General features: G+C 64.4%; 24 protein-coding genes and 1 tRNA gene. 5 read left to right on the forward strand and 20 right to left on the reverse strand.

The window, feature by feature from the left end:
• The first annotated feature begins 3 nt into the window (after window positions 1-3).
• The 3 genes from AC1IQ6_RS00665 (at window position 4) to AC1IQ6_RS00675 (ending at window position 5600) form a co-directional block, all read left to right on the forward strand.
• Window positions 4-3036: a TonB-dependent receptor domain-containing protein gene (locus AC1IQ6_RS00665; RefSeq protein WP_485865649.1), complete on the forward strand. Its 3033-nt coding sequence runs from the start codon at window positions 4-6 to the stop codon at window positions 3034-3036.
• 63 nt (window positions 3037-3099) lie between these two features.
• A complete protein-coding gene (locus AC1IQ6_RS00670) occupies window positions 3100-3987 on the forward strand; it encodes a Slam-dependent surface lipoprotein (protein WP_111826205.1) in 888 nt (295 codons plus the stop codon).
• A gap of 134 nt (window positions 3988-4121) precedes the next feature.
• Window positions 4122-5600, forward strand: coding sequence for a surface lipoprotein assembly modifier (locus tag AC1IQ6_RS00675; protein ID WP_485865650.1), 1479 nt, complete (start codon window positions 4122-4124; stop codon window positions 5598-5600).
• 6 nt (window positions 5601-5606) lie between these two features.
• Here the strand turns inward: AC1IQ6_RS00675 and AC1IQ6_RS00680 are convergent, their stop codons facing one another.
• The 9 genes from AC1IQ6_RS00680 to petA form a co-directional block, all read right to left on the reverse strand.
• The gene (locus AC1IQ6_RS00680) at window positions 5607-6632 is read right to left on the reverse strand and encodes an ABC transporter substrate-binding protein (protein WP_485865651.1); all 1026 of its coding nucleotides are present in this window, start codon (window positions 6630-6632) and stop codon (window positions 5607-5609) included.
• Window positions 6633-6803: 171 nt separating this feature from the next.
• On the reverse strand, window positions 6804-7010 hold the full coding sequence (locus tag AC1IQ6_RS00685) for a sulfatase (RefSeq protein WP_111826202.1): 207 nt from the start codon (window positions 7008-7010) through the stop codon (window positions 6804-6806).
• A gap of 1 nt (window position 7011) precedes the next feature.
• Window positions 7012-7770, reverse strand: coding sequence for a GAF domain-containing protein (locus AC1IQ6_RS00690; protein WP_258231402.1), 759 nt, complete (start codon window positions 7768-7770; stop codon window positions 7012-7014).
• Window positions 7771-7978: 208 nt separating this feature from the next.
• A tRNA-Thr gene (locus AC1IQ6_RS00695) sits at window positions 7979-8054 on the reverse strand.
• Between the two features lie 77 nt (window positions 8055-8131).
• Complete coding sequence (locus AC1IQ6_RS00700) at window positions 8132-8581, reverse strand: ClpXP protease specificity-enhancing factor (RefSeq protein ID WP_102773009.1); 450 nt, start codon at window positions 8579-8581, stop codon at window positions 8132-8134.
• A 12-nt stretch (window positions 8582-8593) separates the two neighbouring features.
• Window positions 8594-9205 (reverse strand): glutathione S-transferase N-terminal domain-containing protein, encoded by a 612-nt coding sequence (locus AC1IQ6_RS00705; RefSeq protein WP_006216817.1) that lies wholly within the window; start codon window positions 9203-9205, stop codon window positions 8594-8596.
• Window positions 9206-9359: 154 nt separating this feature from the next.
• Window positions 9360-10211, reverse strand: coding sequence for a cytochrome c1 (locus AC1IQ6_RS00710; RefSeq protein ID WP_102773010.1), 852 nt, complete (start codon window positions 10209-10211; stop codon window positions 9360-9362).
• 23 nt (window positions 10212-10234) lie between these two features.
• Complete coding sequence (locus AC1IQ6_RS00715; protein WP_102773011.1) at window positions 10235-11623, reverse strand: cytochrome b; 1389 nt, start codon at window positions 11621-11623, stop codon at window positions 10235-10237.
• Window positions 11624-11693: 70 nt separating this feature from the next.
• On the reverse strand, window positions 11694-12335 hold the full coding sequence (petA, locus tag AC1IQ6_RS00720) for a ubiquinol-cytochrome c reductase iron-sulfur subunit (RefSeq protein ID WP_102773012.1): 642 nt from the start codon (window positions 12333-12335) through the stop codon (window positions 11694-11696).
• Window positions 12336-12475: 140 nt separating this feature from the next.
• On the opposite strand from petA, the gene mscL reads away from it, so the two are divergent.
• A complete protein-coding gene (gene mscL, locus AC1IQ6_RS00725; protein ID WP_102773013.1) occupies window positions 12476-12922 on the forward strand; it encodes a large conductance mechanosensitive channel protein MscL in 447 nt (148 codons plus the stop codon).
• Window positions 12923-13007: 85 nt separating this feature from the next.
• Here the strand turns inward: mscL and AC1IQ6_RS00730 are convergent, their stop codons facing one another.
• Window positions 13008-13784 (reverse strand): Nif3-like dinuclear metal center hexameric protein, encoded by a 777-nt coding sequence (locus AC1IQ6_RS00730; RefSeq protein ID WP_102773014.1) that lies wholly within the window; start codon window positions 13782-13784, stop codon window positions 13008-13010.
• Between the two features lie 19 nt (window positions 13785-13803).
• Here AC1IQ6_RS00730 and AC1IQ6_RS00735 point away from each other — a divergent pair, with 19 nt between their 5' ends.
• Window positions 13804-14964 (forward strand): trypsin-like peptidase domain-containing protein, encoded by a 1161-nt coding sequence (locus AC1IQ6_RS00735; protein ID WP_102773015.1) that lies wholly within the window; start codon window positions 13804-13806, stop codon window positions 14962-14964.
• Here AC1IQ6_RS00735 and AC1IQ6_RS00740 read toward each other — a convergent pair.
• The 10 genes from AC1IQ6_RS00740 to AC1IQ6_RS00785 all read right to left on the reverse strand — a co-directional run bounded on the left by AC1IQ6_RS00740 (window position 14961) and on the right by AC1IQ6_RS00785 (window position 20556).
• A complete protein-coding gene (locus AC1IQ6_RS00740) occupies window positions 14961-15326 on the reverse strand; it encodes a helix-turn-helix transcriptional regulator (RefSeq protein ID WP_479730772.1) in 366 nt (121 codons plus the stop codon). The two genes, AC1IQ6_RS00735 and AC1IQ6_RS00740, sit on opposite strands and share 4 nt — an antisense overlap.
• A 76-nt stretch (window positions 15327-15402) precedes the next feature.
• Window positions 15403-16194: a twin-arginine translocase subunit TatC gene (gene tatC, locus AC1IQ6_RS00745; RefSeq protein ID WP_102773017.1), complete on the reverse strand. Its 792-nt coding sequence runs from the start codon at window positions 16192-16194 to the stop codon at window positions 15403-15405.
• On the reverse strand, window positions 16191-16688 hold the full coding sequence (tatB, locus tag AC1IQ6_RS00750) for a Sec-independent protein translocase protein TatB (RefSeq protein WP_102773018.1): 498 nt from the start codon (window positions 16686-16688) through the stop codon (window positions 16191-16193). Before tatB ends, tatC begins: the two co-directional genes overlap by 4 nt.
• 72 nt (window positions 16689-16760) lie before the next feature.
• The gene (gene tatA, locus AC1IQ6_RS00755; RefSeq protein WP_102773019.1) at window positions 16761-16988 is read right to left on the reverse strand and encodes a Sec-independent protein translocase subunit TatA; all 228 of its coding nucleotides are present in this window, start codon (window positions 16986-16988) and stop codon (window positions 16761-16763) included.
• A 14-nt stretch (window positions 16989-17002) separates the two neighbouring features.
• Window positions 17003-17371, reverse strand: coding sequence for a histidine triad nucleotide-binding protein (locus AC1IQ6_RS00760; protein WP_102773020.1), 369 nt, complete (start codon window positions 17369-17371; stop codon window positions 17003-17005).
• An 18-nt stretch (window positions 17372-17389) separates the two neighbouring features.
• A complete protein-coding gene (locus AC1IQ6_RS00765; RefSeq protein WP_102773021.1) occupies window positions 17390-17740 on the reverse strand; it encodes a phosphoribosyl-ATP diphosphatase in 351 nt (116 codons plus the stop codon).
• The gene (gene hisI, locus AC1IQ6_RS00770) at window positions 17737-18141 is read right to left on the reverse strand and encodes a phosphoribosyl-AMP cyclohydrolase (protein ID WP_102773022.1); all 405 of its coding nucleotides are present in this window, start codon (window positions 18139-18141) and stop codon (window positions 17737-17739) included. Before hisI ends, AC1IQ6_RS00765 begins: the two co-directional genes overlap by 4 nt.
• A gap of 120 nt (window positions 18142-18261) precedes the next feature.
• A complete protein-coding gene (gene hisF / locus AC1IQ6_RS00775) occupies window positions 18262-19065 on the reverse strand; it encodes an imidazole glycerol phosphate synthase subunit HisF (RefSeq protein ID WP_102773023.1) in 804 nt (267 codons plus the stop codon).
• Window positions 19062-19802 carry a 1-(5-phosphoribosyl)-5-[(5-phosphoribosylamino)methylideneamino]imidazole-4-carboxamide isomerase gene (gene hisA / locus AC1IQ6_RS00780; RefSeq protein ID WP_102773024.1) on the reverse strand — a complete coding sequence of 247 codons (741 nt, stop codon included), beginning with the start codon at window positions 19800-19802 and terminating at the stop codon, window positions 19062-19064. Before hisA ends, hisF begins: the two co-directional genes overlap by 4 nt.
• A gap of 55 nt (window positions 19803-19857) precedes the next feature.
• The gene (locus AC1IQ6_RS00785; protein WP_102773025.1) at window positions 19858-20556 is read right to left on the reverse strand and encodes an imidazole glycerol phosphate synthase subunit HisH; all 699 of its coding nucleotides are present in this window, start codon (window positions 20554-20556) and stop codon (window positions 19858-19860) included.
• Between the last annotated feature and the right edge of the window lie 16 nt (window positions 20557-20572).

Below are 20572 nucleotides of genomic sequence, written 5' to 3' on the forward strand. Positions count from 1 at the left end.
AGCTTGCTGCTTGCCGCGCTGGGCGCAACCAGCGTCCACGCGCTGCCGGCGCCCGCCCATCCGGAGGAAAAGCCGAAGGCGCAGCCAGACTCGGGCAAGAACAAGAACGTGCACGAGCTGCAGGAAGTGGTGGTCAAGGGCGATCGCACCGAGGACGAAACCGGGCACGACGACGTCTACGACAAGGACGTCTCGAATCTGTACGTGGACCGCCAGTACATGGAGCGCTATCAGGGCGTCTCGGTAGGCGACGTGTTCGCCGGCATGAACGGCGTCTACAACACCGACAACCGCAACGGCTCGGCGTTGTTCCCGAACATACGCGGCCTGGCCGGCAACGGCCGCATCCCCGTCACGGTGGACGGCACCGAGCAGTCGCTGGACGTCTGGATGGCGCTGCGCGGCATCAACAATCGCAACTACGTGGACCCCAACCTGTTCCGCAGCATCACAGTGGAAAAAGGCCCGTCCCTCACCCGCGACATCAAGAGCGGCATCGGCGGCTCGGTGGCGATCCGCACCATCGAAGCCAAGGACATCATTCCCGAAGGGCGCAACTGGGGCCTGGAATTCAAGGCCAGCACCGCCAGCGGATCGGTCAAGGATACGTCTGATCCCTTCGATATCGTTGGCATGGACTATCGCGATGTTCCCGGGGCTTTCGCCTCCGTGCCCGTGTCGAAGGATGTAGGGGTGAGTTTCATGAAGCCGCGAGTGGAAAGACACGAACGCGGCAGTACCACGCGCTTCAATCTGCAAGACCGCAAGGTCTTCGTCAGCGGCGCATACCGGCACAAGGTATTCGACCTGATGCTGGCTTATAGCGATGCCCGCCGCGGCAACTATTTTGCGGGTACCAGGGGGGCAGACAAATACCGTTCCAGACCGGTGCCTCCCGGCACCTTCCTGCCGCAGAACCTGTATCCCAACTTGGCCCGGCTGTACGGCCCGGCTACGGAAGTGCCCTATACCAGTTCGTCGGTCGAAAGTTTCCTGGCCAAGAACCAATGGTATCTGCCTCACGGCCAGAAGATCAGCCTTGCTTACACCCGCAACCGGTTGACGTTCGGTGAGCTGCCGGCGTTCACGTCGGAAGTGTGGATGAACATGGTGGATGGATACAACCTCGATCTCTCGACTTCCAAATTTCACTATCCCTTTCCCGTCTCGCACGTCAATCAGTCCGTTTACCGACTCGGTTATGCAGTCAAGCCCAACGGCGTGCGCTGGTTGGATTTGAACGTGTCATTGTGGCGGGCGGTCAACGACAGCACGCGCTACCAGAACGGCGATGTCACGTATCGGGTCCGTGGCAATGACCGCAACTGGGATAGATGGACGCAAGATTGTGCGCCTGATCGCAACAGTCAACACTGCAGGCGTCTGCTCGAGGGTGACCTGAAGGATCCGGCCGAGCCGGGTGCCAAGCCGCCCAACACCAACGGCCTTTTCAACATCTTCATCGGTAACCGGCACGACACCCGCTCGACTCGTACCGGGCTGGATTTGAGCAATCGCTTCCAGCTCAGCGACAGCGTGGCGCTGACGCTGGCGGCCGACTGGCAATACGAGCGCAAGACCGACTACCTGCCGGTGGATACTGGCGGCGTCATGGTGGCCGCCGTCGCGTCGACGGCGTTGGGCCCGGCCTCGGGCCGGCGCGAGGAGTACGGAACCGGCATGAGTCTGGACTGGCAGGCTACCGAGAAGCTGCGCATCAGCACCGGTGTACGTTACGGCAGCTACTGGAGCTTCGATGACGAAACCGATAAGCGTCGGTCTGAAAAGCGTGATGGCTGGGGCAGCACTCAGGTCATCACCAGTCAGCTCGTCCAATACCATCGGCTGGCCACTGACGAAGAACTGGCCAGAGAGCAGCGAGCCGAAGAAGGCGTGGACTCCTACGACGAATGGGACGCTTACCGGGCCTCGCATGGCATAGTGGGTAAGAATCGCGGTATGGCAATTGGTGATGCAGACGAGGGTCCGATGTACTGGGCCATCGATATGCCGGTCACCGTCAGGAACGGCAAGGCCGACCGCAACGAAAATCCCTACTACAACGGCCTGGTCGATCTGGATGCAACCGCGGTTGCCCAGGGCGGTACATACCCGAAGTACGAGGCGGTGAGGAATCTGGCTACCAGGTTCGCCAGCACCATGCCCGCCGACCAGTGGCGGCGCCCGGACAAGCAGCGCGGTCGCGCCTGGTCGTCGCAAATCGTGGCCTCATACCAGTTGGCCGAGCGCGCCCGCGTATACGGACGGCTGGCCAGCACGGCGCGCTTTCCCAGCATCCTGGAGGCCGCCAACCGCAGGGGCTTGTGGGGCGAGTTCCCGGTTACGACCAAGCCCGAGCGCAGCCGGGCCTGGGAAGCCGGCCTCGCCTATAACCTGGGCGGGCTGCTGCAAGGCGTGCCGCAGGCTGATGTCAAGCTGACCTACTACTACAACAGCATCCGCGACTTTTACGGCCGCACGGAAAACATGAACGTCATCCAGTTCGACCGCAAGACCATGAGCGGACTGGAATTCCTGAGCCGTTTCGACAGCGGGCGTTTCTACGGCAATCTGGGGGCGACCCTGCGTCTGCGGCAAGACATATGCGATGCCGACTTTGCCGTTCAGCTCGAACCCAGCCACAACAGCTATCCCGAATGCCTGCCCGGCGGCTTTCCCGCAAGCCTGTCCTACTACGCTCTGCAGCCCCGATATTCGATCAACCTGGACTTGGGCACGCGCCTGCTGGAACGCAAGCTGAACCTGGGCATGCGGATGCGCTACCACAGTCGTGCCGACAATAAGCCGTTGGAGCGAATTAGCACGCGAGCTGGCGGCGTGTTGAACGCGCGGCCCTACTACTGGGACCCGGTGATGTTGTTCGACCTGTACGCCGAATACAACTTCAGCCGCCGGGCCAGTGCGCGGCTGAGCGTGGAAAACCTGACCGATCTGTACTACCTCGATCCGCTGACCAAAGTTGCCGCCCCAGGACCGGGCCGCACCGTGCGGCTGGAGGTGGCGCTGCGCTATTGAAAGCGTTTTTGCCGGTGTTCATGAAAACCGGCGCCTTCCCACTCCTCTCTATGGAGAATCATCATGAAGAAAACCCTTATCGCCACCGCCGTCCTGGCCGTGGCCGCCTCGTCGGCGATGCACGCGCAAGCGGCCAACGTGCAGGGCGGCTCGTCGAACAATACGATGGTCGCAGTCGGCTACTCCAACTTCCCGCTGTTCATCACCACCCTGGGCTATACCGGGCTGAGCATGAAGCGCACGGATGGCTGGTTCTCCTCCTATATCGATGTCCACGGAGGGCCAGTCACCATCGTCAGAAACAATTCAGTTCCCAACAAGTCCGGTCCGTACTATGTGAACTTCCCGGTGCTGACGTTCCTCAGAATCGCTCAGGTTTGGCACAGCACCCGCGATAGCGCGGCCAATGTCTACAGCATCCGCCAGGTGATGACCCCTTACTTGCCGTTCTGGCCGCAATTCGGCGGCCTGGTCGTAGGCCAGGTCAAGGGCACCTCCAAGGGCAACGGCGTGTACTTCGGCGAATGGTCCAGGTCCGTTCCCTATCTCAACGCGGGCAACAGCACCGACCTGAACATGACCAGCGGCAGCCGCACCGTATGGTACGCGGGCGACAACGCCGTTACCCGCATGCCGACGCTGGTCGCCGCCAAGTATGACGTGACCGGCATCCGTCAGACCGGCGTGGGCGACAACATGCCGTACGCGCCCAAGCTGTACAAGGGTGTGCTCACCGCCAACTACAGCGGCGGCCGTGGCACGATCGATGGCGCCATCGCACGGGGCCGCGACCGTGTCGACTTCGCCGGCACCACCATTGCCTCCAACGGCAAGTTCACCAAGGGTGGCGCGATCGAAGGCCGCTTCTACAACAACGCGGAGGCGCTGGCCGGCATCTACAAGGGCCAGACCGCCGCCGACCACGTCGCGTTCGGGGGCTCACGCCGTTAAACCCCAGGCCCACAACTGAAGCAACAGGAGGACGAGCACGGGCCTCGCGCCGCCGCACCGGAAACCGTCGGTTGCGGCGGCGCATAAAGGGCCTGCTGAACTTCGTACTCATTCCTTCCCCGGCCCGATACCCCATGCCCATGATTTTTCGCCGCGGCGCCGCGCTGTGCCTGCTGTTGACCTGCCTGCCCGCTGCGTATGCCAGCGACGACGATACCCGCTACCTGCTCGAACGGACACGCCGCGCGACCGAGCAGCGCGTGCGGCAATTCGGCGAGCCCGTTGCGCCGCCCGGCGCGGTGGTGCACGAAGGCAAGATCTACGAAGTGCAGACGAACCTGCAGGATCTGGAACCCGCCATCTATATCGCCTTGAATACCGGCCAGTGGGAACGGCTGGTCGAATTCGTCGGCCGTTATCGGCTGTTGCGCGACCATCGTCCGGCGCTGGTCGATATGGCCGAAGGGCTGCTGGCCCGCCAGGCTGGCGCTATCGCATTGGCGGTACGCCGGCTGCAGGCCGCGCACGCCGCCGATCCCGAGGACGCCCGCATCCGCCTGGAACTGGCGCGGCTGCTGTTCGAGGACAATCGCGATGCCGAGGCGCGCGCCATGTTCGAGCAGGTGCAGCGCGGCATGCTGCCCGACTACGGCCGCATGCAGACGCAGCAGTACCTGTCCGCGCTGGGCGCCCGCGCCGGCTGGCATGGTGGTGTGGCGGTCGGCACGGGCTACGACAGCAACATCAATCAGGCCAACGGCGCCCGCACCTGCTTGAGCCGGTTCCTGAGCCTGTGCCTCAATGACCGCAAGATGCCGGACCCCATCGGTTCCAGCCTGGTGAACTATGAGCTTGTGCTGGAGCGCCGCGACAATCTGGCCGGCAACCACAACCTGCTGTTGCGGCCGATCAGCTACGGAACCTATTACCGCCGCGGCGACGCGGACGCCAGTTCGCTGGTCCGCAACTACAGCAGCGCCACCTCGGTGCTGTATCTGGGCTACCAGTACCTGGACGCGCGCAACAACATCAGCCTGCTGCCCTATGTGGAGCACTATTTCCGCGACGGCTACACCTATTATCTGGCCGGCGGGCTGCAATGGGAGTGGCGTCGCAGCCTCGCAAGAAAATGGCAGATGAGCGTTCTGCTGGACGCGCGCCGCTTTCGTTATCGCGCGCGGGCGCGGTTCATCAACAGCGACTACAGCCAATACCAGGCCGGGTTGTCGGTCAGTTACCTGCCGCGGGCTTCGACCTCGATCACCGCCGGCGTGGACGTGGTGCGCAAGGCGTTTGCGCTCAAGCCGGCCAGCGGCAAGGAAGTGGTGCTGCGCGCCGGCGTCTTTCATGCTTTCAGGGGCAAGCCCGGTTTTTACCTGAATGCGCAAAGCATTTTCCGCATCGGCCGTAATGACGCCTACGACGGATTCCTGGGGGGACGCCGAGGCGACCGGTTGCAGGTCTATCTGGTGACGCTGGGCGCCGAGGGCTGGAAGATAGGCGGCATGACGCCGGAGTTGCGGCTGCGGCGCAGCATCAATCGCAGCAATCCGGACTGGGCCTACAACTACGCCCAGAACGAAGTGGGGCTGACGCTGCGCCGCGTGTTCTGAGCCGCCTCAGCCGTAGAAATCCGCGGCGGGCAGCTTGCCGCCGATCAAGCCGGGCTGGACTTCATGCACGCGCTGGAAGAAATACTCCAGTTCGGCGCGCACGCTGGCCGCGGCCATGGGCTTGTCGCGCGAGGCCTTCAAGGCGTCGGCCACGGCCTGCGGGGTCAGCATGCGGATATGCTTGGCGACCAGTTCGCCGCAGGCCTCGGGGTTTTCGAGGCACCAGGCCTGCGATGCGGCGTATTGCCGGCGCACCCGTTCGCACAGTGCGGCATTGCCCAGCGCCTTGCCCAACGCCGCGAGTCCGGCCTGGGGAATGCGCGGTTCGCGTTTCAAGACCCTGCCCCATTCCGCGGATAGGTCCAGGCCGCGATGCAGTTTGGGCGCCACGGCGGACACGGGCAGGGACTGCGTCTTGCGCAGCGCCATGGACACGGCGGGCTCGGGCAGCACCGCGTGGCTCACGCGGCGCAGGACCAGCAGCTGGACCGCATCGAATGGGGTGGTGACGTAACGCAGCGAGAAGTCCTTCTGCGGGTCCAGCCCTTGCGCGCGCGCCAGCACGCCGAAGAGGATATCGGGCATGTCGCCGCGAAACGGCACGGCGATTTCCTGGCCGCGGAAGTCGGCCAGCGAGCCCGCTTCGCCATTGCGCGTGACCAGCCACAATATTCCCCACACGGACACGTTCAACAGCCGCAGCGGTACGCCGCGGTTGTACAGGTTGGCGGCCACGTTGGTGGGCGAGGCGATGAAGTCGGCGCCGCCTTCCACCGCCCAGGCGCGCATCTGGTCGGGATTGGTCCAGAGCGCGAACTTGGGCGTCACGCCCTCTTCGGCCAGCGCGCCGGACTCGACCATGTGGATCAGGGGGAACGACACCGTGATCGGCGGCCCGGCCAGCACCAGCCGGTCCGTAGCGGCCGCGGCGCGCACGCGCACGGCCGGCAGCGCCGCCAAGGCCGCCGCCGCCAGCAAGGCGCGCCGGCTGCGTGAAACGGGCAGTTCCTGATGTGAGTGTTGAGTATGCATGCCGCAAAGCCCTCCGGTTGGTATCCAACCCGCAGTCTTTGTGCTTTACGTTCAAATGCGAATGATAATTATCAACTTGGCGTGGTGGCCGATACGTAGGCGAACAGATGCGACTGCGCCGGGAGATCTATCGCGCGTAAAAAAGGAAGTCCACGGACTTCCTTTTTGAATTCAGGTGGGAACCCGCTGCTTTAGCGGCGATGGCGGACCGGCGTCCTCGAGCGCCCCTTGCCTGATGCCGGCGCTTCCGCTCGTAATTGCCCGCATTCCGAATTCGGTAAGCGTCAGTTCGCGAACTTTGATGACTGCACCCGGTTTCGAAATGAGCTTGGACTCTTTGACGAAAGTCTCGGACGACTTCTTGGTGGCAAGGTTCATATCAATACCTTTTCGTGACAAAGTCGCTAATGGCCTTGGCGCCAGCACCGACAATCTCCACAACATCGTCGCGTTCGAAGAGCGCACGGTCACTTGAATCAAAGTAGATCACGCCAATGGGATGCTGTCCAGATCGGTCCAGAACGGGCACGGCCATTGCCGAGTAGCGGCCGGGACCCAGTTTGCGGGCTTCCGCTTCCGTGTATCCCCATTCGCGCACCAGTTCGGTACGAAGTTGCTCCTCCGTCCCATCCTGACTGGACATTACCAGCGGCTTCTTGCTTCGGATGGCTCTGCCGGTTATGCCGGTATGGATGGAGAACGTCCGGCCAACGCCTTCGCCATTGGCGCCGGCATAGTTGATGATCTGCTCGATCTCCTGCGGCTCATGAATGGGCGGAACGACTCGATGGAAGGTTGCTCGAATGTCAGCGCCGCATCGGCGTTTGGTGCACCATTCGGAAAGCAGGGTATGCACTGCTGACACCGCTGCATAGAGCCCTTCATGGACGACATCCGGGCCATCTTTCTGGTCTTCGGCGCGAGCGATCACAATCCGGACTATGGCCGACAAGACCAGCCAGACGCAGGCGGCCGTGGCAAGCCCGAACATCCATTGATCGAATTGGGGATCACGCCAGCTTTTTACTGCGGCCGAACCGGCGACAATAATGGGCGGGCCGTTGAACAAGGCTTCTCGGGGCCATTTTTTTTGCCAGAAGCGTTTTTGCCCTGCCCCTGGAAGATGGTTTGTACGCATGCGGCCGAGCCTCCTGGAGCCATAGAGCCGACATGATTGTATCGTCGCGTAGCAGCAGGGATGGCAGGGATTCCCGTCTGGTGCGGGTAAGAACCGGACGAGTCCAGGACTGCGACTTGTCGTTGCCGCCGGGCGCATATGGCTGGCTCGGCATCGCCCGGAAAAGCAAAAGCCCAACCTCGCGGCTGGGCCAAGCGCTTGGAAACATTGGTGCCGGTGAAAGGAATCGAACCCTCGACCTTCTCATTACAAGTGAGCTGCTCTACCAACTGAGCTACACCGGCGATGCGTGCAGGGGCACGCGCAGGGACCGCATTGTAATGAAAAAACGCAGTCCCCGCGTGGGGCGCCCGCCAGGGCGTTACTTGACGATGGTCAGGCGCGGGCGCTTGGGTTCGTCGTCGTCGCCGCCATCGTCGCCGGAGGCGGCGACGGCGTCGGAGCCTTCGGGGGCGGCGGGGGCCGCGGCGCCCTGGGCGCCGGCTTCCGGCGGTTCGTAGGGCTGCACTTCGAAGCCCATGCCTGCGCCGGTTTCGCGCGCGTAGATGGCGCTGACGGCGCCTACGGGTACGTAGACGTTTTCGGTCACGCCGCTGAAGCGGGCCTGGAATTCGATGAATTCATTGCCCAGCACCAGGCGGTTGGTGGCCAGCGTGCCGACGTTCAGTGTGATCTGCCCGTCGCGCACGTGGGCGACGGGCACCATGGTGTGCTCGTCGACCTGCACGGTGATGTACGGCGTGTAGCCGTTGTCGGTGCACCATTCATGCAGCGCGCGGATCAGATATGGTTTGGTCGAAGTTTCACCCATTACAAAACAACCTTAGCGACGCATCACTTTTTCCGAAGGCGTCAGCGCTTCGATATAGGCCGGGCGCGAGAAGATGCGTTCGGCGTATTTCTGCAGCGGGGCGGCGTTCTTCGGCAGTTCGATGCCGTAGTGGTCCAGGCGCCAGAGCAGCGGGGCCACGGCCACGTCCAGCATGGAGAACTCTTCGCCCAGCATGTACTTGTTCTTCAGCAGCATGGGGGCGAGCTGGGCCAGGCGGTCGCGGATGTTCTGGCGAGCGTTGGCCAGCTTCTTTTCGTCGGGCTTGGCGCTGCGGTCTTCGAGCGTCGAGACGTGGACGAACAGTTCCTTTTCGAAATTGTAGAGGAACAGGCGGGTGCGGGCGCGCATGACCGGATCGGCGGGCATGAGCTGCGGATGCGGGAAGCGTTCGTCGATGTACTCGTTGATGATGTTCGACTCGTACAGGACCAGGTCGCGCTCGACCAGAATGGGCACTTGACCGTACGGGTTCATCACCGCGATGTCTTCGGGCTTGTTGTACAGGTCGATGTCGCGGATCTCGAAATCCATGCCTTTTTCGAACAACACGAAGCGGCAGCGTTGCGAAAACGGACACGTGGTTCCGGAATAGAGCACCATCATGGCGGTAAGTCCTTTATTGAAAAACGAAAGGCCAGCGCCTTAATCTAGCAGGCGCTGGCCCCAATTGCCAGGCGGGATAGGCGTACTGCCCTATCCGCCTTGTCCGTCCCTAATTACAGCGGGGGACGGCGTAAAACCTGGCGGGGCGTTGCGGTTAGCGTACGTGTTTCCAGTACGAGGCATTGAGGCGCCAGGTAACCAGGAAGAACAGCAGCAGGAACAACATGACGCCGACGCCGAGACGGACGCGGAATGTCTGGACGGGTTCGGCCATCCAGGACATGAACGCGGTCAGGTCGGCGACGTCGTTGTCGTATGTTGCGACTTGGGCCGGGTTGGCGGCCTTGAACTTGGCATCGAAGGTGGCATGGCCCTGGTAGTTGGCTACCGGTTCGGCCTTGACCGTGGAAAAACCCTGTGCATCGTACACCGTGGTGACGCGTTCCCAGGTCTTGGGGGCGCCTTCCTTGCCTTCGACCTCGTGCATGGCGACGGTGGTGAGTTCGCGCGGACCCTGCACTTCCCAGAGGGCGTGCGGCATGCCGACGGACGGGAACACCAGGTTGTTCCAGCCAGTGGCGCGCGAGGTGTCGCGGTAGAACGTGCGCAGGTACGTGTAGATGTAGTCGGACCCGGAAGGGCCGGCGTTCACGGACTTGGCGCGGGCGATCACGGACAGGTCCGGGGGCGTCGTGCCAAACCACTGCTTGGCGTCCTTGGCGGTCATGGCGACGGTCATCATGTCGCCGACCTTTTCGCCGGTGAACAGCAGGCTTTCCTTGATTTGCTGGTCGGTCAGCCCGATGTCCTTGAGCTTGTTGTAGCGCATCGAGGACGCGCTATGGCAGTTCAGGCAGTAGTTGACGAACAGCTTGGCTCCGTTCTGCAGCGACGCCATGTCGTTGACGCGGTACGGGGCCTTGTCCAGCGGGTAGCCGCCCTCGGCGGCGAAAGTGGCGGTACACGTGAGCATCAAGGCCACGGCACCAATCAGCTTCTTGATCATGGTTAATCCGTTATCTGGTGGGCTCAGTGGGCGTGGAACGTAACGCGCTCGGGCACTTTCTTGAAGGTGCCCAGGCGGCTCCAGACCGGCATCAGGAAGAAGAACGCCAGGTACAGCAGCGTGCCGATCTGCGACGTGAGGTTCAACGGCGGACTGGGCGGCTGCGTACCGATGTAGCCGAGCACCAGGAAGTTGACCATGAAGATGCCGTAGATCCACTTGTGCCAGGTGGGGCGGTAGCGGATGGACTTGACCGGGGAATGGTCCAGCCACGGCAGGAAGAACAGGATGACGACCGTGCCGCCCATGGCGACCACGCCCCAGAACTTGGCGTCGATCACGCGCAGCAGCACGGCCACGACGATCAGGATGCCGGGGACGGCGATGCGCATGAAGCCCTTCAGGTTGCTCTTGAGGAGCAGCGCGATGGCGCCCAGCACGGAAGCGCCCGCCAGCACCCAGGTGAATTCGTCGGTGGTGGCGCGCAGCATCGAGTAGAACGGCGTGAAGTACCAGACCGGCGCGATGTGCGGAGGCGTCTTCAGCGAGTCGGCGGGGATGAAGTTGTTGAACTCGAGGAAGTAGCCGCCCATTTCCGGGGCGAAGAACACGATGAACGCGAACACCAGCAGGAAGCCGGCCACGCCCATCAGGTCATGCACGGAATAGAAGGGATGGAACGGGATGCCGTCCTTGGGACGTCCGTACTTGTCCTTCGGGCCCTGCTTGATTTCGATGCCGTCCGGGTTGTTCGAGCCGACTTCGTGCAGCGCCACCAGGTGGGCGGCGACCAGCCCCACCAGCACCAGCGGAATGGCGATGACGTGGAAGGCGAAGAAGCGGTTCAGGGTGGCGTCGGAGACGACGTAGTCGCCGCGGATCCAGATCGACAGTTCGGGGCCGATGAAGGGAATGGCCGAGAACAGGTTCACGATCACCTGGGCGCCCCAGTAGGACATCTGGCCCCAGGGCAGCAGGTAGCCGAAGAAGGCTTCGGCCATCAGACAGAGGAAGATCGCGACGCCGAAGATCCACACCAGTTCGCGCGGCTTGCGGTACGAGCCGTAGAGCAGCCCGCGCAGCATGTGCAGGTAAACGACGACAAAGAACATCGACGCGCCGGTGGAGTGCATGTAGCGCACCAGCCAGCCCCACGGGACTTCGCGCATGATGTATTCGACGGATTGGAACGCACGTTCGGCATCCGGCTTGTAGTGCATGACCAGGAAAATGCCGGTCACGATCTGCAGCACCAGCACCAGCAGGGCCAGTGAGCCGAAGAAATACCAGAAATTGAAGTTCTTAGGTGCGTAGTACTCGGACAGGTGGGCTTTCCAGGTGGAGGTCACCGGAAAGCGCCGGTCCAGCCAGCCCAACAGGCCTGTCGTCTCGACGGTTTTCTCGCCAGCCATCTAACGGCTCCTTCTCTCACGTGGCGTAATGCGGATTTACTTACGTAATGAAAAAAGCGCGACGCGAGCGTCAGGCCTTGTTGTCCTCGTCGACGCCCACGATGATGCGGGTGTCGCTGAGATATTGGTACGGCGGAACTTCGAGGTTGTCGGGGGCGGGCTTGTTCTTGTAGACCCGGCCGGCCAGGTCGAACGTGGAGCCGTGGCAGGGGCACAGGAAGCCGCCTTGCCAGTTGGCGCCCATGCCGCCACCGCCGCCCGTTTCGAAGTGCGCGGTGGGCGAGCAGCCCAGATGAGTGCAGATGCCGACGCAGACGAAGATCTCGGGCTTGCGCGAGCGGCCCTCGTTTTCGGCGTAGGCGGGGGTGAAGCCGGGCCGCTTGGAATCAGGATCGGCCAGCAGGGCGTCCTGGCTCTTGAGGCCGGCGATCTGTTCGGGCGAACGGTGAATGATCCAGACGGGCTTGCCGCGCCATTCGACCGTTTTCATGGCGCCGACGGGAATGTCGCCGATGTCGACTTCCACGGGCGCGCCGGCCGCGCGGGCCTTTTCAGAAGGGGAAAACGTGCTTACCAACGGTATTGCCGTAGCGACACCTGCTACGCCACCCACAGCACAGGCGGTGGTTACCCAGAAACGTCGCGAAGGATCGGGCGGCAGATTTGGATCAACCGCACCGTCATCATCATGCACCAGCGTATCCTGACTCATCTTCCTATCCTTGTTGATGCGCCCGCTCTACGAGTAGCATCACTTCTGCGGCATCGGCTTCGCGGGAATATGTAACAACATAGCAACCGCGTATTATAGCGCCAGCCCACTGGGGGGCGTATCACGAAGGGAGTGCTTTTATGAGCAAAGCGACTGGTTTCGTCAAAGAATTTCGAGATTTCGCGGTAAAAGGGAATGCAGTAGACCTGGCGGTCGGTGTCATCATCGGTGCGGCGTTCGGCAAGATCGTCGACTCGCTGGTCAAGGACATCGTCATGCCGCTGGTTAATTTCGTGCTTGGCGGTTCGGTCGATTTTTCAAACAAGTTCCTGGTCCTGTCGATGCCGGATGGCTACAACGGCCCGATGACGTACGCCGACCTGACCAAGGCAGGCGCCAACGTTTTCGCGTGGGGCAACTTCGTCACGATCATCATCAACTTCGTGTTGCTGGCCTTCGTGATCTTCTGGATGGTCAAGGCCATCTACAAGGCCCGCACCAAGGCCGAGGAAGCGCCGGCCGCACCGGCTGCGACGCCGGAGGACGTGGCGCTGTTGCGCGAAATCCGCGATCTGCTCAAGAAGTAATGAAAAAGCGCCCTGCGGGGCGCTTTTTTTGGCCCCGCCGCCGGGCCGTCCCAAGGCGGGACAGCCCGGCGGCGTGGGGGCCGTCTTACGCCGGGTTGTCGATATCGACGAATTCGACTTTGATGCCGAAACGCTCCGCCACCGCCTGGCCCAGCGCCTGCACGCCGTAGCGTTCGGTGGCGTGGTGGCCGGCGGCGATGAACCCCACGCCGGTCTCGCGCGCCAGGTGCACGGTCGATTCCGACACTTCGCCGGTGATGTAGGCGCTGGCGCCCGCGTCCACGGCGTCGGCCAGCATGCCCTGGGCGCCGCCGGTGCACCAGGCGATCCGCGCCAGCGGCTGCTTGGGGTCGCCCACCACCAAGGGCTGGCGGCCCAGGCGTTGGGCGACGCGTTCGCCCAGCTCGCCGAGCGTCTTCAGGCCGCCGGCCTCGCCCAGCCACACCAGATTGTCCGGCCCGCAGGTCTGCGGCGAGCCGTCGTCGCGCAGCGACGGGGCCAGGCCCAGCACGCGGGCCAGTTGCGCGTTGTTGCCCAGCGTCGGGTGCGCGTCCAGCGGCAGGTGATAGGCGTACAGGTTGAGGTCGTTCTTCAGGGCCAGCGCCATGCGGGTGCGGCGCGTGCCGATGACGCGGCGATCCTCGTTGCGCCACATCCAGCCGTGATGCACCAGCACCGCGTCGGCGCCGCGTTCGACGGCGACGCGCAGCAGGGCTTCGCTGGCCGTCACTCCGGCGATAATGTGTCCGATTCCGGATCGGCCTTCCACCTGCAGCCCGTTGGGACAGTAGTCTTTGAAGCGCGCCGCCTGCAGGGTGTCGTCCAGCCAGCTGGCCAGGACCTGGGAGTCCACTTTACTCATTGCTAGTCCTATCAGAAACATGCGCCGATATTGGCTGATATTCGCTCAGGCCGTCACGGTCTGCCTGGGTATTCTATTCGTCGTCACGACCTTGCGGCCCGACCTGCTGCAGCTTGCCGGGCCGGCCGCGGGAGGGCGGCAGGCCAGCGCCGCGGGCGGCATGCCCGCCGCGCGCGCGCCGGCGGTGGCGTCCTATGCCGACGGGGTGGCGCGCGCAGCGCCGTCCGTGGTCAACGTATACACCACCAAGCACGTGAACGTGCCGCTGATTCCGCTGCCCGACGATCCGGTGCTGCGCCAGCTGTTCGGCCAGATGCCGGGCGTGACCCGGCGGCAGGCCTCGACCAGCCTGGGTTCGGGCGTGATCGTCAACCAGGACGGCTATGTGCTGACCAATTATCACGTGGTGCAGGCGGCCGACGCGATCGAGGTGGCCCTGAGCGACGGCCGCCGCGACGTCGCCAAGGTGGTGGGCGCGGACCCGGACACCGACCTGGCGGTGCTGCGTCTGGCCACGCTGCGATCGCTGCCGGCGGCCACGCTGGCCCCGGACCGCGGCCTGCGCGTGGGCGACGTGGTGCTGGCCATCGGCAATCCGTTCGGCGTGGGGCAGACCACCACGCTGGGCATCGTGTCGGCGCTGGGCCGCAACGGCCTGGGAATCAATACGTACGAGCATTTCATCCAGACCGACGCGGCCATCAATCCGGGCAATTCGGGCGGCGCGCTGATCGACGCGGCGGGCAATCTGGTCGGCATCAATACCGCCATCTATTCCGAGTCCGGGGGCTCGATGGGCATCGGCTTCGCCACGCCCATCGAGATCGCGCGCAAGGTCATGGACGAGATCGTCAAGACCGGCGGGGTCAAGCGCGGCTGGCTTGGCGTGGAACCGCAGGACGTGACGCCGGAGCTGGCGCGCGCGTTCGAACTGGACCGCGACACGACGGGCGTGATCATCGCCGGCGTGATGCGTGACGGGCCGGCCGCGCGCGGCGGGCTGCGGGTGGGCGACATCGTGCAGTCGGTCAACGGCAAGCGCGTGGCCGACACCGCCGGCCTGCTCTCCGAGATCGCCCAGCTGCCGCCGGGCCAGCGCGCCACGCTGGGCATCCTGCGCGGCGGCAAGGCGGCGGAACTGGCGCTGGTGGTGGGTACGCGGCCGGGCAAGCCGCGCTAGTACGCGCGGGTCTTGAGCATCAGGCGCAGCGCCATGAGCACGGCTTTCTTGGTGGCGGGCGGCTGCTGGCGCAGCAGCGCGCGGATTTCGGCATCGTAGCCGTCGGCATGGTCTTCCGGCCCCGCGCCGGGGCAGCCGGATGCGTCCGCGCCGGGCATTACGCCGTCGGTCAGCCAGGGCACGCAGGTATCGAGCGCGCGGGCCAGCCGCAGCAAGGTGGCGCGCGACGGCGAATAACCGTCGCGGCGGGTGAGGATGCGATGGATGCAGGACTGCGGCACGCCGGAGATGCGCGCCAGTTGGCTCTGGCTTTTGATGCCGCGCCACCGCATCAGGGTGTACAGGCGTTGGGAAAGTGACATGGCTGCAATCTAGGATTGCAGCCATGGGCCTACAACGTGAAACGGTCCTGCATGGCTGCGGGACCGTGCGGGCGGCTTATTGGCGTTCGGTCAGGGAGCCGGAGGCTGCTTCGTCGGCCTCGTCCGGTTTGGGCGTGACCATGCGGGCGCAGATCAGGCCGACCTCGTAAAGCAGGCACAGCGGCACGGCCAGCATGAACTGGCTGACCACGTCGGGCGGGGTGACCACCGCGGCGATGACGAAGGCGCCCACCACCACGTAGCCGCGGGCGGACTTCAGCTTGGATAGTTCGACCACGCCCATCTTCACCAGCAGCACGACGGCCACGGGCACTTCGAAGGTGATGCCGAACGCCATGAACATGGTCATGACGAAGCTGAGATAGGCCTCGATGTCCGGCGCCGGCGTGATCGATTGCGGCGCGAAGGTGGCGATGAAGTGGAACACCGTGCGGAACACCACGAAATAGCAGAACGCCATGCCCGCGATGAACAGGAAGGTGCTGGAGACGATGAGCGGCAGCGCCAGGCGCTTTTCGTGCTTGTACAGCCCCGGGGCCACGAAGGCCCAGGCCTGGTACAGCACCACCGGCAGCGCCAGGATGAACGAGGCCATCAGGGTGACCTTGACGGGCACCATGAACGGCGTGATCACGCCGGTGGCGATCATGCGCGTGCCTTCCGGCAGCGAGGCCAGCATGGGCTGGGCCAGCACGTCGTAGATGGCCGATGCGCCGGGGTAGATGAAAAGCACGATGAACACGCAGATCACGGCGGCCACGGCGCGCAGCAGCCGGGTGCGCAGCTCGACCAGGTGGGAGATGAAGGTCTCCTGCTGGCCTTCTTCTTGGGAGGCGTCCTGGGTCACGTCGGAGTTCCGGAGGGCAAGACGGGCTTGGCCTCGTCAGCCTTGGGCGCGCTGGGCGCCGGGGCGGGTTGCGGGGCTGCGGCCGGAGCGGGCTCGGCCGCCGGAGGAAGATCCAGGTCCAGGCTGTGGTTCTGGCCGGGCGGGGCGATGCTGCGTTCGGGCTCGGCCGGCGCGTCGGCCTTGCCGCTGGCGGCGCGGGCGACTTCGTCGAGCTCGGCGCGGAACTGCTGCACCGGCTCCTGCAGCGAGGCCTGGGTCTCGTTCAGGGATTTCTGCACGCCCTGGGCGGCGTCTTCCATTTCGCTTTTGAACTTGCGCAGCTCGTCGAGCTCGATCTCGCGCTGGATATCGGACTTCACGTCGTTGACGTAACGCTGCGCGCGCCCGAGCAGGTGGCCGACGGTGCGGGCCACCTTGGGCAGGCGTTCGGGTCCGATGACGATCAGGGCGACGACGCCGATCACCATCAGTTCAGTGAGGCTGACATCAAACATTCGACGGCCGCTAGGAAGTTGATGCGATGAGGGCCGGCCCGGTCAGGACGGGCCCGGGAGACAGGCGGAGGTTCAGGAGTTGGATTTTTCCTTGGCCTGCACGTCGATGGTGTCGCCGGAGACGCGCTGCTGAGCGATGGGCTCGGCCGGCTTGTCGCCGTTGGCTTCCTTCATGCCTTCCTTGAATCCCTTGACGGCGCCGCCCAGGTCCGAGCCGATGTTGCGCAGCTTCTTGGTGCCGAAGATCAGCGCCACGATGACCAGAACGACCAACCAGTGCCAAATGCTGAAACTACCCATGATGTTTCTCCGAATTACGCGGTGGGGGCCACGCGACCTTTCCAGGGGCGCGGGCCGCCGATGATGTGGAAATGCAGATGCGGGACTTCCTGGCCGCCTTCGACGCCGGAGTTGATCATGATGCGAAATCCGCCATCGGGGCCTGGACTGCAACCGTTTTCCGCGGCTAGCCGCGGCGCCAATGACATCATTCTACCCAACCAACCTGCGTCCTCGGCCGTAATATCCTGCATGGATATGACATGACGTCGAGGGATAAGCAATAAATGTACCGGCGCGGCCGGATTGATGTCGTGGAAGGCGACGAAATCCTCGTCTTCATAGACTTTCTTGGACGGGATATCGCCGGTGGCGATCTTGCAGAAGATACAGTTATCGCTCATTTTTGCGGGTTTCCGTGATCAGTCTTGCGGGCGGCTTGCCTTCTCCGCCAGGCCCGACAGCCCTTCGCGGCGGGCCAGTTCGGCCAGCACGTCTTCGGGGCGCAGGTTGAAGTGGGTCAGCGCGACCAGGCAGTGGAACCACAGGTCGGCGGTTTCGCTGACGATGCGGTCGGGCACGCCATCCTTGGCGGCCATGACCAGCTCCGTGGCTTCTTCGCCGATTTTCTTGAGGAAGGCGTCGGGGCCCTTGGCCAGCAGCTTGGCGGCGTAGGACGCCTTGGGATCGCCGCCGTTTTCGGGACGGCGGGTGGCCAGGGTATCGGCGATGCGCGCCAGGATCTCGGCGGCGCTTGCGGCTTGGTCGGTCATTTGTAGATCAGTTCGGGGTCTTTGAGCACGGGGTCCACGGTGATCCAGGACGCCTGGACGCCCTGGCCTTCCAGGCGGCGGTAGAAGCAGCTGGCGCGCCCGGTGTGGCAGGCGATGCCGCCTTTCTGGTGCACCTTGAGCAGGATCACGTCGCCGTCGCAGTCCAGGCGCAGCTCGCGCACTTCCTGCACGTGGCCGGATTCCTCGCCCTTGCGCCACAGGCGCTGGCGCGAGCGCGACCAGTAAACGGCGCGCCCGGTGGCCGCGGTCTCGGCCAGCGATTCGCGGTTCATCCAGGCCACCATCATGATCTGGCCGTTGTCGGCGTCCTGCGCAATGGCGGGAATGAGGCCGTCGCCGTCGAAGACGACGTCGGCGATCCAGGCGGGTTCGTTGCTCATCTGTCTATCCATAATCGCGCGTGGCGCAACTGAACTGTAATCTTACGGCAATACCTTGTTGCAGGTGCGCGAGCGTCCGCCCTCTGCCAGCAAACGCCGCAGGCGCTCCGGGGGGAGTACTTACAGCCGGACTGGGATACCCAGTCCAGCCATGAACTGTTTGCACTCGCCGACCGTATGCTGGCCGAAATGGAAGATGCTGGCCGCCAGCACCGCGCTGGCGCGGCCGGCGGTGACACCGTCGGCCAGGTGCTGCAGCGAGCCCACGCCGCCGGAGGCGATCACCGGCACCGGCACGGCGTCGGAGACGGCGCGGGTAAGTTCCAGGTCGAAGCCGGACTTGGTGCCGTCGCGGTCCATGCTGGTCAGCAGGATTTCGCCGGCGCCGTAGGCCGCCATGCGGCGGGCCCAGGCCACGGCGTCCAGGCCGGTGGCCTTGCGTCCGCCATGGGTGAAGACTTCCCAGCGCGCGGGTTCGCCGGCCGCCGATACGCGGCGCGCGTCGATCGCCACCACCACGCATTGCGAGCCGTGGTAGTCGGACGCGGCGCGCACCAGTTCGGGGTTGGCCACCGCGGCGCTGTTGATGCTGATCTTGTCGGCGCCGGCATTGAGCAGGCGCTGGATGTCGGAGACCTGGCGCACGCCGCCGCCCACGGTCAGCGGGATGAAGACCTGCGAGGCCACCTGCTCGATGATGGGCAGGATCAGGTCGCGGCCGTCGCTGGTGGCGGTGATGTCCAGGAAGGTGAGCTCGTCGGCGCCCTGCTCGTTGTAGCGGCGCGCGATTTCGACGGGGTCGCCGGCGTCGGCCAGGTTGACGAAGTTCACGCCCTTGACGACGCGGCCGGCCGTGACGTCGAGGCAGGGGATGATGCGGCGGGTCAGCGCGCTGCCCGCGGGGGTGCTGCTGGAGTCGGTCATTTTGCCAGTTCGTCGGCGCGGGCCTGCGCCGACTGGAAGTCGAGCGTGCCTTCGTAGATGCTGCGGCCCAGGATGGCGCCTTCGACGCCTTCTTCCTCGACGGCGCACAGGGCTTCGATGTCCTGGATGCCGGCGATGCCGCCGGAGGCGTAGACGGGGATGCGCACGTGCTGGGCCAGGCGGACCGTGGCTTCGACGTTGACGCCCGAGAGCATGCCGTCACGGCCGATGTCGGTGTAGATGATGGCCTCGCAGCCGTAGTCCTCGAACTTCTTGGCGAGGTCGAGCACGTCGTGGCGGGTCAGCTTGCTCCAGCCGTCGGTGGCGATCTTGCCGTCGCGCGCGTCCAGGCCGACGATGATCTGGCCGGGGAAGGCGCCGCAGGCGTCCTGCAGGAAGCCGGGGTTCTTGACGGCGGCCGTGCCGATGATGACGTAGGAAATGCCGGCGTCGAGGTAGCGCTCGATGGTGTCGAGGTCGCGGATGCCGCCGCCGATCTGCACCGGGATGTCGTCGCCGACGGCGTTCAGGATGGCCTTGATGGGCGCTTCGTTCCTGGGCTTGCCGGCGACGGCGCCGTTCAGGTCTACCAGGTGCAGGCGGCGGGCGCCTTGGTCCAGCCAGCGGGTGGCCATGGCGGCGGGGTCTTCGGAGAACACCGTTGCATCGTCCAGGTCACCCTGGCGCAGGCGCACGCAGCGCCCGTCTTTGAGATCGATGGCGGGGATCAGCAGCATGGTGGGCAGCGAGAAAATATAGGGGTTGAATGGGCGGGCGGACGCAGGCCAGTGCCTACGGCTGCCAGTCTACAAAATTGCGATACAGGCGCAAACCGTGCTCGGCGCTCTTTTCGGGATGGAACTGCACCGCGAAAATGTTAGCTGCCGCCACTGCGCAGGTAAAGGCAAGGCCATAATCGGTTTCACCGACGGTCAGGCCGGCGTCCGCCGGGTCGGCGTAATAGCTATGGACGAAATAGAAGTGCGTTTCGTCCGGAATGCCGGCCCAGATAGGATGAGAGCGCGTCTGGCGCACTTTGTTCCATCCCATGTGCGGGACCTTGAGGCGTTCGGCCCCGGTGCCGGCCGCGCCGGCGGCGCCGGCGTCGGCCAGGCAGGCCTCGTCGCCGCCGGGCAGCGGGTCGGCGAAGCGCGGGCCGGCGAAGCGGCGCACCACGCCGGGAAACAGCCCCAGGCAGGCCGTGCCGCCTTCTTCGCTGGATTCGAACAGCATCTGCTCGCCCACGCACACGCCCAGCAGGGGCTTTTCGCGCGCGGCGCGCACGACGGCCTCGCGCAGGCCGGACTCATTGAGGGTGCGCATGCAGTCCGCCATGGCGCCTTGCCCGGGGAACACGACGCGGTCGGCCGCGGCGATTTCCTGGGGCTGGCTGCAGATGCGGATGTCCGCGTCGGGGGCGGCGTATTTCAGGGCGCGCGCGACGGAATGGAAATTGCCCATCCCGTAGTCGACGATGGCGATAGTGGTCACTTCTTTCTGCCTGGAG

Source organism: Achromobacter sp. MUI-25009338, assembly GCF_057359325.1.